General features: G+C 66.2%; 9 protein-coding genes and 2 pseudogenes. 3 read left to right on the plus strand and 8 right to left on the minus strand.

Annotation, left to right across the window (positions count from 1 at the left end; genetic code table 11):
* Nucleotides 1–122: 122 nt before the first annotated feature.
* Nucleotides 123–1007: pseudogene (locus Q4V64_RS40785) on the plus strand (transposase); the annotation flags it as partial.
* A 256-nt stretch (nucleotides 1008–1263) separates the two neighbouring features.
* Here Q4V64_RS40785 and Q4V64_RS40790 read toward each other — a convergent pair.
* Nucleotides 1264–2358, minus strand: coding sequence for a glutamate--cysteine ligase (locus Q4V64_RS40790; RefSeq protein ID WP_124438379.1), 1095 nt, complete (start codon nucleotides 2356–2358; stop codon nucleotides 1264–1266).
* 341 nt (nucleotides 2359–2699) lie between these two features.
* Between Q4V64_RS40790 and Q4V64_RS40795 the strand changes: the two genes are divergently transcribed.
* Nucleotides 2700–3458: a 2OG-Fe dioxygenase family protein gene (locus Q4V64_RS40795; protein ID WP_253266811.1), complete on the plus strand. Its 759-nt coding sequence runs from the start codon at nucleotides 2700–2702 to the stop codon at nucleotides 3456–3458.
* Between the two features lie 947 nt (nucleotides 3459–4405).
* On the opposite strand, the pseudogene Q4V64_RS40800 reads toward Q4V64_RS40795, so the two are convergent.
* Nucleotides 4406–5675: pseudogene (locus Q4V64_RS40800) on the minus strand (IS1380 family transposase); the annotation flags it as partial.
* Nucleotides 5676–6152: 477 nt separating this feature from the next.
* Between Q4V64_RS40800 and Q4V64_RS40805 the strand changes: the two are divergent.
* Nucleotides 6153–6569 carry a hypothetical protein gene (locus Q4V64_RS40805; protein WP_124438378.1) on the plus strand — a complete coding sequence of 139 codons (417 nt, stop codon included), beginning with the start codon at nucleotides 6153–6155 and terminating at the stop codon, nucleotides 6567–6569.
* Nucleotides 6570–6586: 17 nt separating this feature from the next.
* Here Q4V64_RS40805 and Q4V64_RS40810 read toward each other — a convergent pair whose 3' ends face one another.
* From Q4V64_RS40810 to Q4V64_RS40835, 6 genes are all read right to left on the minus strand, one after another.
* Nucleotides 6587–7645 (minus strand): substrate-binding domain-containing protein, encoded by a 1059-nt coding sequence (locus Q4V64_RS40810; RefSeq protein ID WP_124438377.1) that lies wholly within the window; start codon nucleotides 7643–7645, stop codon nucleotides 6587–6589.
* Between the two features lie 187 nt (nucleotides 7646–7832).
* Complete coding sequence (locus Q4V64_RS40815; protein ID WP_124438376.1) at nucleotides 7833–9455, minus strand: family 43 glycosylhydrolase; 1623 nt, start codon at nucleotides 9453–9455, stop codon at nucleotides 7833–7835.
* 22 nt (nucleotides 9456–9477) lie between these two features.
* Nucleotides 9478–10383, minus strand: coding sequence for a carbohydrate ABC transporter permease (locus tag Q4V64_RS40820; protein ID WP_124438375.1), 906 nt, complete (start codon nucleotides 10381–10383; stop codon nucleotides 9478–9480).
* On the minus strand, nucleotides 10383–11267 hold the full coding sequence (locus tag Q4V64_RS40825) for a sugar ABC transporter permease (RefSeq protein ID WP_124438374.1): 885 nt from the start codon (nucleotides 11265–11267) through the stop codon (nucleotides 10383–10385). Before Q4V64_RS40825 ends, Q4V64_RS40820 begins: the two co-directional genes overlap by 1 nt.
* 11 nt (nucleotides 11268–11278) lie before the next feature.
* On the minus strand, nucleotides 11279–12613 hold the full coding sequence (locus tag Q4V64_RS40830) for an extracellular solute-binding protein (RefSeq protein ID WP_124438373.1): 1335 nt from the start codon (nucleotides 12611–12613) through the stop codon (nucleotides 11279–11281).
* A 396-nt stretch (nucleotides 12614–13009) separates the two neighbouring features.
* Nucleotides 13010–14098: a LacI family DNA-binding transcriptional regulator gene (locus tag Q4V64_RS40835; RefSeq protein WP_124438372.1), complete on the minus strand. Its 1089-nt coding sequence runs from the start codon at nucleotides 14096–14098 to the stop codon at nucleotides 13010–13012.
* Nucleotides 14099–14111: the final 13 nt, after the last annotated feature.

Genomic DNA, 14111 nt, shown 5'->3' on the forward strand with positions numbered 1-14111 from the left:
TTCTGAGGGGTCTTCCGAAGCTCTGGTTGAAACTTCAAGCGTTACCTCATGACTGTAGCTGATGCTTAAAACTTAAAGCAACAGGACTGGCCGACGCCGGCTCCGTCCCACCCCGTCCCACCACCGACATGCACGCCCGCCGGCCACTGCCGCAGGACAGCGACCTCGGCCGGGCGATCGCCGTCCTCGCCCGCGCCCAGCAGGACACTCTGTGGAACCGGCAGCAGATCGCCAATCAACTCCGCGCCCTTCTGCGCGAGTACTACCCCGTTGCCTTGGAAGCCTTCGCCACCTGGACCAACGGCCTGTGCCGCCCCGAAGCCCGCGAACTGCTCAGGGCCGTACCGACTCCCTCTCGGTCGCGCGGCTGACGCGCACCCAGCTCAAGGCCGCTTGCAAACGTGCCGGCCGCAAGCGGGGCATCCGAGGCCGACCGCGTCCGCGACGTCTTCCGCGCCGAGTGGGCCCACCAGCCGCCGTTGGTCGAAGAGGCGCTCGGCAAGCAGATGCTCGCCCTTCTCATCCAGTTGGAAACCGCCTGCACCGCAGCCGACGACCTCGCCGGGGCGGTGGAAGAGGCGTTCCCTCAGCACCCGGACGCCGAGATCCTGCTGAGCTTCCCCGGACTCGGCATCCAGCTCGCCGCCCGGATCCTGGCTGAGATCGGGGACGACCGCACCCGCTTCGCCGACGCCCGCGGCCTGAAGGCATACGCAGGCTCCTCGCCCATCACCAGGGCTTCCGGCAAGAAGTCGGCCATCACACGGCGGTGGGTGAAGAACGACCGGCTCAACCACGCTGGCTACATCTGGGCCTTCGCCTCACTCCGAGCATCCGCCGGAGCCAACGCCCACTACCGGCGACGACGCCAGCGCGGCGACTGGCACGCCGCAGCCCAGCGCAACCTCTTCAACCGCATGATTGGCCAGCTCTACCATTGCCTAGAGCACCGCAAGCTGTTCGAGGAACAGACCGCGTTCCCCACCGAACTCGCCGCCGGGGCTTGACGCGTTGACATCGTGAGGTGTCTGCCTTCATGCCAGCCAGCGCCGATCACTCGATCGAGACTCCCGTTCGACGCACAGCCCTCAAGATCGGAACGACAACAGCCACTCACCCAGCCGCAGCTCACCCAGGTCTGGGCCGACCGCGGCTACGCCGGCGAACTCGGGCCGACTATCGGTCCATCGCCAAGCCACGTGTGGAGCCCGTATCGCTGGTTTGAGATGCGTAGTGCCTGCCCCTTTTGGAAGAACCAGGTCTTCACCCGGCAGGCACCGTATCTTTGATGAGTCGGTCCACAACGCATTCCAAGCGACCCGCAGAGGCGAATGCTCTACATTGTCGTTGTGCCGACGTCCCTTGACGTCTGATCTTCTCGGTAAGCTGCCGAACAGTATCCCAATCGCCGAGGTCACGCAAAGCGATCTCCAGGTATTCCAGAAGCCTGCGCAGGAGTACATCGGCCGGCATGAGTTCACCTGTTCTAACATCAATGAGAGCATCGTTCAATCCGCTGCGTGCAGACTTCCAGGTTGCGGCGCGAAGCAATTCAGGTCGGGCTGGCATGTGCGGCAAACCATTTTCAATTTCACGCATGCACGTGAGGACGAGGGCTCTGCACAAGCCGGCCTGCAGCACGGTGTCACCCGGATCTGTGCAGGCGTCGGCAATACGAAATTCCAGGGTGTTGAACTTAATTCCGAGTCGGACATCCCAATACACGTGTCCCTCATCGAGAATTGCGCCTGATTTGATCAGTGTTTGGATGGTATCGACATATTGCGTATGCGAGTTGTGAACCGGAGGGGGGCCTGCTACAGGGAATCCTCCCCACAGGAGACTCCGATAACTTTGATATCCCGTACTGAAGCCTTCATAAAATGGAGAGCTGGCCGAAATGGCGAGGAGGGAGGGGAGCCAGTCGAGCACCCGATTGAGTACTTGGACTGCTAGATCTCGATCCTTGATACCGATATGAACATGACAGCCGCAGGTGAGTCGCCGGTGGACGACGTCATGATAGTGCTGGGAGATTTCCTCGTACCTGACCTTTTTAGTCGTCCTGGCGATCCGCCAGTCAGCTGTGGGCAGGGTTCCAGCTGAAACTACGGACAAGCCACCTTCGGAAGCAGCACGTGCGAGGGTCTTCCGGAGATCCTGCACTTCTGTACGCACCTGGCTCAGATCTTCACACACGCCAGTTCGCGATTCGACCACGGCTTCTTGAAATTCGCGATCAAATCCCCGAATATCCCCACCTTCGAGCTCCTCGAAATTGGGAATCCCCTGTAGTGCTAGATCTCGAGTTCTTGGATCTACAACGAAAAACTCTTCTTCAACCCCAATTGTCAGCATGGTTCCTACTCTACACCGCGGCCACCTGCAGCCACACCGGTGTGTCTAGTTTCATTTAGTGATCAGACGTCTTGGTGAAACACTTGGGGATGGGTGAGCGTCCTATGGTTTCCGGGTTTGTCTTAATGATATTAAGTTCCCATTGTGGCGGCTGAGGTGGCAAGCAGCAAGTGCCGCACAATCGGTGCAAGTTCTCTTTTCGTGTGGTAGTCTCCGCACCTACCTCTATTGCGGAATTTAGTCCACCGAAAGGGTTAATTCTCCGTCGGTCGAGATTGCCTGGCACCGAGGGGTGGAATGGTCCGCTTGCAGGAAAAGTCGACAGGCAACGGAGGGCTGGCGTGAGCGTGTATCCATTCGAAGATTGCCGGATCGACGAGTTGTGCTACTTGATGGCACAGCAAAACTTCGCCCACCTGCCGTCCGTCAAAGTGCGTGAGTTGTTGCTGCAACGAAACCCCCAAGCTCTAAGTGATTTTTCTGATTTCCAAGACAGCTGGTCCCGCCTCACCCATGACGGATATATGGCGGACGGAGGCACCTACCGTAAGCGGCGATACGCCACACTCAGTGTGGCGCCATCAGAGCTAAATCTCAAGATGGAACCACACCAGCCGCACTACCAAAGCACTTCATACAATCACCTAAATGGGGGAATTGAGCGATGGTTTGATCCAGCAGAAGAGTCTGTCATGCAGGGCCAAACCATGTCGTCTCTTCTGAAGTTCGGATGCGAGATTTTCAGTCGACTTTCACCCTATTCTGCCTGGCACGTGGAAGTGCACCAGTTTCGCATCGAAGCAGGAAGTGACACGAAGGGACTCCCCACGCCCGAGGGTACGCATCGCGATGGCGTTAGTTTCGTGATGATGATGCTGGTACACCGTGAGAACGCGCAGGGGGGACAGACCATCATCTCGGATCCGGAAGGAAACTCCATCCGCGAGTCCACGCTTGAAGAACCCCTGGAGATGTTGCTCGTCAATGACGAGCGTGTCCGCCATGCCGTCACACCAGTCGGGCCATTGGACAAGACCAGGCCCGCCACACGCGACGTGCTCGTAGCCACGTACCGCTACAAGCTCGCCGCGGAAATGTGAGGGAAAGCAGAGCTCTTCGTCCGTGACGATGGGCCATGCATAAACAGCGCCTCGACATCAAGTGCATGATTACCGGCGGCCACGCCCGTGCGGGCCAGCGCGCTCGAGTCATGCCACCGCGTACAACAAGAGACGGACGAGGCGTTCTCCACCTTCTACCGCGAAACCATCCGGCCTCTGGTGGGGTTCTTGGTAAATCAGGGCACCACCGTGCACCTCGCCGCGGATATTGCCCAAGACACCATGGCCGCCGCTTGTCTTGGCCTGGACGCTGGCCGGCTTCACTCCCACCGACATCGCCGACCACCTCGGCCTCACGGCCGAAGCGATACGCGCCAGTCTGAAAAACAGCCCGCCGCGCTACAGCCGCCCGAATCAAAGGACCTGTCGCTGTCTTGGTGGCAGGCCTCCCAGCAGGGGCAGCGTCGTGCTGGGCTTCCCATTCCGCGATGGCGTCCGGGCGGGATAGCAGGGACGTCGGCTCGGGTACTTCTTCGACGGACTCCTCCTCGGCGGAGGCGATCTTGCGACACTGGAGCGACCTGCGCGCACCCAAAGCATGGGCATACACAGTGGCCTCCCGCGCTCTGGTCCTGTTCTCGGCTGTGCTTAGCTGACTAGGCGTCATTCCCCGGGCCAGGTCGGCCTGGCGGACCTTGCCGAACAGCTCGGCGCCGAACTCCTGCTTGGCGTGGCGATAGAGCCCCGAGGTCCGGTAACCCTGCAGGAATTCGTAGCTCGGCCGCACCACTCTGGCAAGGAGCAGGCAGCCTAGCCTCGATCGTTCATGAGTCCTCGTCGGTGTGCTGACGGGGACTCGGCGTTTGTGTGGTGCGGTCTTTTTGGGGCTGGGGCAGGGTGAGGGTCCGGCTCTCGCGTCGGATGGGCGCCGGGTTCCACTTCACCGGTGTCGTGGTGCGGGTCGTCGGGACGGTCGATGTGGCTGGTCAACCGGGGTTCGGCAGGGCGTGGAGCCTGAGGATCGCATGGCTGATGACGGCGGTCCAGGGCCATCGGGCGGGCAGGCGGAGCCAGCGGCGACGGCCGGTGTTCACGAGCTGCGCGGCAGCGGAGAACAGCCGCAGCCGGAGCTTCTTGGGTTCCCAGCGGCGGGCATCGCCGGTCAGCGCGAGCATCGGCATCCAGGCGAGGAGGTCAAGTGCCAGGGACACGATCTCCAGCCAGATCCGGTTCTGTGCCGTGTCGTGCAGGGGCAGGTTGCGCAGGCCGGTTTCGCGGGCGTTTCGGATGCGGTCCTCGCAGCGGGCCCGCCTGCGGTGACGCAGTTCGAGGTCGGCGAGCTGGCCGCCTTTGGTGTTGGTGGCGAAGCAGGTCAGCCGCAGTCCGTCGAGGTCGGTGAAGCGCAACTGGGCGCCGGGGTGCGGGCGTTCCTTGCGGACGATCAGCCGCAGGCCCGTGGGCCAGGTGCTCAGGTCGGGCATGTCGGTGATCTCTGCGACCCAGGCTCCGGGCCGTTCGGTGCTGCCCGCGTCGTAGGCCGGCGTCCACGCCTTCTTCGGGATCTTCAGCACGGCCTGATGGATGGCGTCGGTGATGGCCATTCCAACGGAATACGACAGCCATCGCCTGCGCCGGGAGAGCCAGTCGAGGAAGGCATGGGTGCCGTCGCCGGAGTCGGTACGGATCAGCGTCTGCCGTCCCCGCCGCAGACGTTGGGGCAGCTGAGCCAGGGCGAGTTGGGCGGTTGCGATGTGGTCGGCGGCGGTGTTGGAGCCCGCGTTGCCGGGCCGCAGCAGAGCCGCCACCGGCTCCCCGGACCCGGCTGGGCCGTGATCGACGAACGCGACGAGCGGATGATGACCGAAGGTCTAGTTCCAGGTCGCGGTGGCGTCCTGCTTCTCGGAGTACGCGAGGACCAGCACCCCGTCGATGTCCACGATCACCTGGCCGGCGGCGGCTGGACTGCTTGCCCCGGCCAACTCCCAGACCTGCTGACGCACTTCGGAACGTGCGCCCCGGATCGCCGCAAGAGCTCTCGATCCGGACGCGGCGAGCGCGTCGACGAGGCGGGAGACGGCGTGGAGCAGGTGGTGCTCCATCGTGGTGACCGCGCCCGCGGACGGGTCGACCGAGTGCACCACGGGGTCGTGTCGGATCGGTGGCCACCGATCCGAACACCGCCGGCTCGGCCCGCAGCATGCCGACGTCGGCCAGGCAGTCGCCGCCGAGTGCGACGGCCAGCGCCACATCTCGCATGTCTCATGGGGATGTCGAGCCCCCGGGGCGCTGGCAGCGGGTGATCAAGTGGCGGCGCCGCCAGATCAAGGTCGTGAGCAGGCGATTCTTGCTCGGAGTTGCCTATGGCGCCGGGTCGGGATGCGTAAGTCTGATCATCTTGGGGGCTCAGCGCCGCCTTTGAACGGCGTCTTGGCGGGGGCCCGTACAGGCCTTCGCCGGTCTCTGTCACCCTCATTCGATGACCGCCCAAGGTATGGGCACGTGGTGTGCGCCTCTGTGCCGCTGGCACGCAACACTGCGTTGACAGCGTGGCGTTGTCAGCACGGCATTGTGCCGGGAGGGTGAGGGGCATGACCAACACCGACAAGCCGACTTGTCCGCCCCGGCCGGTCCCATACGTAATGGAGGAGGAACAGGCCGAACTGCTCGCCCGGCTCTCCGGTCGCTACGCCGACGCCCTTGCCCGAGGTCCGGGACCGCGCTCCGGAGGCTTCAGTGCCCGCGCTGCTGCACGCGGTCCAGGCCCACCGAACCCGTCGGCTGATCGAAGCCGATCCGCGCTGGCAGAAGACCACGGGGCGCATCGTGGATCTCGAAGACCGCGCCGATGACGTCGCCGCCGCTCTGGCGCTGCTGCGGGTAGCCCGCGCTGACCTGGAGGGCGCTCTGCTGCTGGCCGCCCGCTTCGCCAGCACGAGCACCGGCAGGCCCCTGCTGACGTTCAAGAAGATCGCCGCCGCCAAGGCGTCCTGGACGGACAAGGGTGTGCGCGACAAGGTCGGCGCCACCAATCACCCATTGCCTGAACTGCTGCACGCTTCACTCGACGCGGGCCTGACGCTCGTTCGGTTCGCCGAGGGCCGGGTCCCCACGCCAACTGTGTTGGAGATCAAGGGCACCAAGTCCCGGTGATCCAGTTGAATACCAAGCTAAGCGCGCGGGCCCGGGCCGCCCGGCCCCGCCGTGCTCGCCCGCTCCACCAGCCGCGTCGACAACTCCGTCCGCGTGCTCTCCGGGCGGTCGCCCTGCATCATGCGGACCAGTAGGTGCAGGGCCGTGGCCGCCATTTCCGACAGGGGCTGGCGGACCGTCGTGAGGGACGGAGTGAGCCAGCGGGCCTCGGGAAGGTCGTCGAAGCCGACCACGCTCATGTCGTCGGGCACCCTCAACCCCCGCTCGGACAGGGCCTCGTAGACACCCAGCGCCATCCGGTCCGAGCAGACGAAGACGGCCGTGGGCGGTTCGGGGAGGTCGAGGAGTTCCAGCATGCGGCGGCGGGCGATCGTTTCGTCGAAGCCCGCGTGGCGGATGTACTCCGGGTGGTGACGGGCCCCCGCCGACGCGAGTGCCGAGCGGTAGCCGGCGACCCGCGCGCTGCTGCACATCTTGCGCTGGTGACCGGCGATCACGGCGATGCGCTCGTGGCCCAGCGAGAGCAGGTGCTCGGTCGCGGTCACCCCGCCGTGCCAGTTCGCCGCGCCCACCGACACCACGCCGGCCGGCGGTTCGAGCACCGGGTCGATCATCACGTACGGGATGCGGTGCTGGTCCAGCCAGGCGTACTGCGACTCCGTCAGCTCGGCCAGGTTGAACAGCACTCCGGACGAGCCGCGGGCGATGAGCTTGTCGAGCCAGCCGCGTTCCGGGCGGCTGCTGCGGGTCCTGGTCAGGCCGGCCGACACCACCACCTCCAGGCCCGCGTCGTGCGCCGCGGCCTCCACCCCGTGCAGCACCGCCCCCGACCAGGAACTGTCCAACGAGTGGACGACGAGGTCGACCAGGCCCGACGACTTCGCCGCGTCGAAGCGGGGTCTGCGGACATAGCCGAGCCGGTCCAGTGCCTCCGTCACCCGGCGGCGGGTCTCGGGAGCGACGTCCTCCCGGCCGTTGACGACCTTGGAGGCGGTGGGCACGGAGACCCCCGCCTCCCGGGCCACGACCGCAAGGGTCGGCCCGGCCGTCACGCTCGCGCTCCCCGTACGGACCATCGGGAACCACCTCTCCGGCCCGCCCGAGGGCCATGAAAGTTTCGACCAGCGCTGCTTCCGCGGGTCGGGAGACCGAACGGATAGTAAGCGCTTCCTACCCTAGGTTCGCCAGCAATACCTCGGGAAGAGGCAGGACTCCGCAGGACTGCGCGGGCCCGCACTTTCGAAACTCCGAACAGTGGTTGCGTCAGTCGGGCAAGCACTCCAGCCGGAAGCCCGTGAAGTCGGCCGTGAAGGCCGCGTCGACCAGGTCCACGGCATGGATACCGGCCATCGACCCGGTGAAACGCAGTTTGGACCCGTAGTCGTCGGAGAGCTTGCTGAAGTCCAGCGCAGGTCCGACCGGCGTACGCACCCCGTCCCGGACGTACCAGAACCGCGCCTGGGCGCCCTCGACCGTCACGCCGAGCGTCAGCGGTCCTTCCGCGTCGACGTCGACGACGGCCGCCTGCCGCGTGCCGAACTCCTCGCGTTCCACCAGACTGAGCACCGTACGGCCGCCGCCGTCCCGCCACTGCTGCCCGCGCTGTTCCTCGCCCTCGGGCTCGGCCCAGGTCAGGTCGAGGGAGAGATAGGCCTCCGTGTTGTACCAGAGCACCAGCCCGGCGGCCTGTGTGAACGTCCGCGGCCGCGCCTCGACGGTGACCTCGGCCTCCGTACGGTGCTCGGTGATCGGCTGGGCGAGCAGACTGTGCGCCCAGCGCGACTCGGGTCCGTGCCGGCCGCGCAGCCGGATCCAGCCGGGGCGGGTGATGGCGTCCGCCCAGGACGGGTCGGGAGCGGCGCGCAGGGTGCGCCATGGCCAGCCCAACGGGTCGGCGGGGTCGGTGAGGTGGGACGCGGAAGGCTCTGGATCCGCAGATACGTCGGCCTCCGGATCCGTCGGTACGTCGACCTCGACCACAGGATGCACACCCCCGTGGCGCATCCTCGGCCGGCCCGCCGCGTCCCATGTCACCGCCTGGACCGCCGTCTCCCGGCCCAGCGTGCAGCGTGGCCCGTCGGGTGTGTGCACCGGACGGGCCGTCAGATGGCTCAGCACCCAGTCGCCGCCCGGCGTCTGCACCAGCTCCGCGTGCCCCGCCTTCTGCAACGGCAGCGACGGATCGTCCCGGGACGTCAGCAGCGGACGGTCGTCGAGTTCGAACGGGCCGGTGAGCCTGCGACTGCGGGCCATCAGCACGCCGTGCTCGAAACCTGTGCCTCCTTCCGCCAGTACGAGGTGGTACCAGCCGTCACGCTTCAGCAACTTCGGCCCTTCGATGAGCCGTTCGTGCTGGAGCAGCAGGTGCGTGTCACCGGCGGGAGCGAGCGTCTCCCGGTCCAGCTCCGTGACGACGATCCCGGCGAAGCGGCGGCCGCCCGGGCGGTGGTCGTTCTGAAGGTTGAGCAGCCACAGCCTGCCCTCCTCGTGGAAGAGCGCCGGGTCGAAGCCGTGGCTCGCGATGCGACGCGGCGGCGTCCACTTGCCGCCCACCTCCGTCGCCGTACTGACGTACGTGTCCGTGTCGAAGTAGGGCCTGCCCACGGAGTGCACGATCGAGTAGACCACCCAGAACCGTTCGCCGTCCCAGCTCAGCGACGGCGCCCAGATGCCGCCCGAGTCGGGGACGCCGGACAGCGAGTCGTCCGGGACCGCGCCCCGGACGTGACCGGCGTACTCCCAGTGCGCCAGGTCCCGGGAGCGGTGGATCGGGATGGTCGGGAACCACTCGAAGGAGCTCGTGGCCACGTAGTACCAGTCGCCGACGCGGACGAGCGAGGGGTCCGGGGCGAAGCCGCGGAGGACGGGGTTGCGCAGCAGGGTCACGGCAAGGCTCCCTGGATGTCGGTCACTTGAGGGCCCCCAGCGTCACGCCCGAACGCCAGTAGCGGCGCATCGCGACCATCATGATCGCCATCGGCACGATGGACAGCAGCGCGCCGGTCAGTACCAGGCTGGTCAGGTCGACGCCGGACTCCAGGCGCTTGCCGGACCAGTTGTACAGGCCCAGGTTCAGGGTCCAGTTCTCCTCGCCGCGCAGCACGGTGAGGGGGAGGAAGAAGGCGTTCCAGGTGTTGACGAAGGCCAGCAGGAAGACCGTCGCGCCGCCCGTCGTCATCATCCGCAGCACGATGCTGAAGAAGATCCGCAGCTCGCCCGCGCCGTCGATGCGGGCCGCCTCCAGGAGTTCGAAGGGGATCGTGGCCTCGGTGTACACCTTGGCCAGGTACACGCTGAACGGGTTGATCAGGCAGGGGATCAGCATCGCCCAGGGCGTGTCGACCAGGCCGATCTCCGAGAACAGCAGGTACAGGGGGAGCGTGAGCAGGGCGATCGGGATCAGGAACGAACCCACCACGCACGCGAACACCAGGTTGCGGCCGGGGAAGTCGAAGCGGGCCAGGCCGTAGCCCGTCGCGAGGGCGAGCAGTGTGCCGCCGAGGGAGCCGACGCCCGCGTACAGGAACGAGTTGGCCGTCCAGCGCAGGAAGATGCCGTCCTCGTACGTGAACAGCTGCTGCAGGTTGTCCCACAGGTGCCAGCCGGAGAACCACAGGCCGTTGCTCTGGTACAGGCCCGTGCGGTCCTTGGTCGAGGCGACGATCAGCCACCACACCGGGAACAGGCTGTAGGCGCTGGCCAGGATCAGACCGATGAGGAGGAAGCGCTGGCCGCCGCGTGAACGACTCGCCGGATCCGGCCTTTTGAGGCGCCCGACCTGGTGCGTCTTCGTACGTTCTTCGGTGAGCGTCATCAGTCGGCCTCCTTCGAGGTGAGCCGGTAGAACAGGAAGGAGGCGACGCCGAGGATCAGGGCGAGCAGCACCGACAGGGAAGCGGCGTAGTGGTAGTTGCCGGCGTTGAACGCCTGGTTGTAGATGATCATGATCGGGGTGAAGCTGTCACTGACCGTCTGCGGGGTGATGTTCCTGAACAGCGCGGGCTCGTTGAAGATCTGCAGCATCTGGATGATCGAGAGCATGCCGGTCAGTACCAGCGCCCCCCGCACGTGCGGGATCTTGATGCTCAGCGCGATGCGCTTCTCGGAGGCGCCGTCCAGGCGCGCGGCCTCGAACAGCTCGCGGGGCACGCCCTGGAGCGCAGAGTAGATGATCACCATGTTGTAGCCGATGCCGTGCCAGGTCAGCAGGTTGCCGATGGACGGCCACACCATCGAGGGCGCGAAGAAGTTCCAGTCGAAGCCGAACACCTCGCCCAGCGGCGTCAGCGGGCCGACGTCGGGGCTGTAGAGGTTGATCCACACCAGGGCGGCGACCACCCCGGGGATCATGTACGGCACCAGCAGCATGATCCGGAACCGGCTCGCCACCTTGGAGGTGAGCGCGTCCAGGAACAGCGCCATGAGGAGGCTGATGAGCAGCATCACCGGGATCTGCACGCAGGCGAACAGCACCACCCGCAGTACCGAGCCCATGAACGCCGAGTCGGTCAGGCCCTGCTGGTAGTTGTCGAGGCCGACGAACTTCTCCGTCGAGCCGCCGAGCCCGAGCCCGGACTGCTGCACACGGAACAGCGACTGGTAGACCGCGTAGCCGATGGGGAGCAGGTAGAGGAAGACGAAGCCGAGCTGGAAGGGCACCGTGAAGGCGGCACCCTTCCAGCGCAGAGAGCGAATCATCGGACGTTGCCTCAGCCCTTGACGCTGATGTTGCGGGACTTCAGGTCGTCGACCGTCCACTTCTGCATGTGCGCGAGCAGGTCGGTCACCTTCTGCTCCTTGCTGACGACCTTGGCCCAGCCGGCCTGCATCTCGGTGAACATCGCGGTCCAGTTCGGCCCGTAGACCCAGTCGGTGGTGACGGTGCCCAGGCTGTCGGTGACGATCTTCTTGGCCGGCTCGTAGTTCTTGCCGAGCAGCTTCTCGGAGATCGCCTCACCGACGTAGGTGTTGCTGTCCTTCAGCGCCGGCATCACGCCGTTGCCGGTCTCCGGGCTCGCCATCGTCTTGACCGCGTCGGTGTTCGTGGACATCCACAGCGCCGCCTCGGCGGCCTGCTCCTGGTGCTCGCAGTCCTTGGTCACCAGGGTCACGCTGCCGGTGAGGTTGGTGCCGGCCGGAGTCTTGGCCGGCTCGCCGGTGAACGTCGGCCAGGGGGACAGGGCCCAGTCGCCGAAGGACTTGGTGAAGTTCTGCACCATGCCGGCCATCTGCCAGGTGGAGATCTGCCGGGTGGCGGTGCCGCCGTTGTCGTAGTTGCGCTGCACGGCCGCGTAGTCGGCGAAGGACAGCTTGGAGTTCAGGTCGTTGTCGATGATCTCCTGGATCACCTTGGCGGCCTTCAGGGTGCCCTCGTCCTGGAAGTCCACCTTCCAGGCGTTGCCGTCGACGGAGTACCAGTGCGCCCCGGCCTGCATGGCGAGCACCTCCAGGGTGCTCGGATCCTCACCGGCGTAGTTGGTGATCTTGACGCCGTGCTTCTTCAGCTCCTTGCCCGCGGCGATGAACTCGTCCCAGGTGGCGGGGGCCTTGATGCCGTACTTCTGGAAGAGGTCGGTGCGGTAGATCGTGAAGTTCGGCGAGGAGCTGGTCGGGACGCCGTACATCTTGCCCTGCACCTGCGCGCTCGCCCAGGAACCGGCGTTGAACTTGTCCTTCTCGCCCTCGACGTACTTCGTGATGTCGGCGAGCGCGTCCTGCGAGACCCAGCTGGTGACGTACTCGGCGGTGTTCTGCACCAGGCAGGGCGGGTTGCCGGCCTTGACCGCGTTGGTCAGCTGCTTCTGCATGGTCAGCTGGTCGGTGACCTTTGTGTACTTGAGCTGGATGTCCTTGTGCGAGGCGTTGAACGCCTTCACCACGGCCTCCTGGCCGTTGGCCCAGCCCCAGAAGGGGAGGGTGACCGGACCGGAGGACGCGTCGTCCCCGGAGTCCGAGCCGCCTCCGCAGGCGGAGAGCAGACCTGTCAGCGCGAGACCCGCGACAGCGGCACGGGCGAACCTTCTCCGGGGGCTGGTGAAGTTCATCTGACGTGTTCCTTCGGAAAGTAGGGCGCTCTCAGAGAGAGACCAGAGAGGGGAGTGTTCGGCGGCTCGGCGCCGGCCGGGAACGACGGCCGGGGAATCATCGGCTCGCGGTTGCGGGGGGTACGGCCAAGCGGAAGCTGTAGTAAGCGGTTCCTGGGACGGTAGGCCGACGGTCCTGCTCATAGCAAGAGGTGCGCGGCAATTTGTTACGCCGGTTTGTCCGTGGGGTTATGTCCGGGCGCAGGTCGGCCGTGCGTCTGTCGGACGGAATGTGCGCAGGTCAGACCTCTGTGGCCAGGATCCCTGCGGCTTGGCACGGCTAACCGCATGGTGTCCGGGCAATGATGAAAACACTCAGGAAAACGTTTACGAAACGACCTCCTGTGGCGGCACACGTCATGCCCGCCGGGCAGGCGGTCGCACGGAGTTCCGTACGACGACATGGGTGCCCAGCACCAGATGGTCGCCGTCAGTGCCCCTGCGGCGGCCCGAGCCGCCCTCGCGCCGGTCGGCGACCGCGCGCAGGGCCACCCTGCCCATCTCCTCGTAGGGCACGTGCACGGTGGTCAGCTGGGGCGTGAGCTGGGACGCGAGCGGGATGTCGTCGTAGCCGACGATCGAGACGTCCTCGGGCACGCGCAGTCCGGCCGCGCGCAGCGCCTGCATCGCGCCCGCGGCGACCACGTCGGTCCCGGCGAGCACCGCCGTGAAGTCCAGCCCCTCGCGCAGGCTCTCCTCGACGGCGTCGTACCCGTGCTCGTAGTCGTACGGCCCGTGCCGCACCATGCCCGCGTCGAAGGGCACGCCGTAGGCCTCGAAGGCCCGTTGGGCGCCCTTGAGCCGGCCCTGGGCGGTGGTGAGCTCGGCGTGGCCCGGCAGCACCAGGACCTTGCGGTGACCGGCCGACAGCAGATGGCTGGCCATCGCATACGCCCCGCCCTCGTTGTCGTAGTCGACCGTCGTGGCCGGTACGTCGCCCTCCAGGGGAGGCCTCCCCACCAGCACGAGGTGGGAGCCGGCCGCGTCCAGGGAACGGGCGAAGCGGGCCATGCGCAGCTGGTACTCGTCGTAGTCGTAGGCGCCGCCGAGCAGGACCACCGCGGCGACCCCCTGCTGGCGCATGAGGTTGACCAGCGCGAGTTCCCGCTCCGGGTCGTCCCCGGTGGTGCCGACCAGGGAGAGCCAGCCGCGCAGGGTGGCGGCGCCCTCGACGCCCTTGGCGACGTGGGCGAAGGCGGCGCCGGTGATGTTGTTGATGAGGATCGCCACCGTGGGCGTGCCGCCGCCGGCGAGGGAGCGGGCGTGGGCGTTGGTGACGTAGTCGAGGTCCTGGACGACCTTCATCACCCGGCGGCGCAGGTCCTCCGAGACCGGGTAGTTGCCCGACAGGACGCGCGACACGCTCGCGACGGAGACGCCCGCACGCTGAGCCACGTCACGGATCGTGGCCCGTCCGGCGTCGCCGACCGCCTTGCGCTGACTCACCGTTGCGGCTCCT

It is taken from the genome of Streptomyces sp. NL15-2K (assembly GCF_030551255.1).
Taxonomy (GTDB): domain Bacteria; phylum Actinomycetota; class Actinomycetes; order Streptomycetales; family Streptomycetaceae; genus Streptomyces.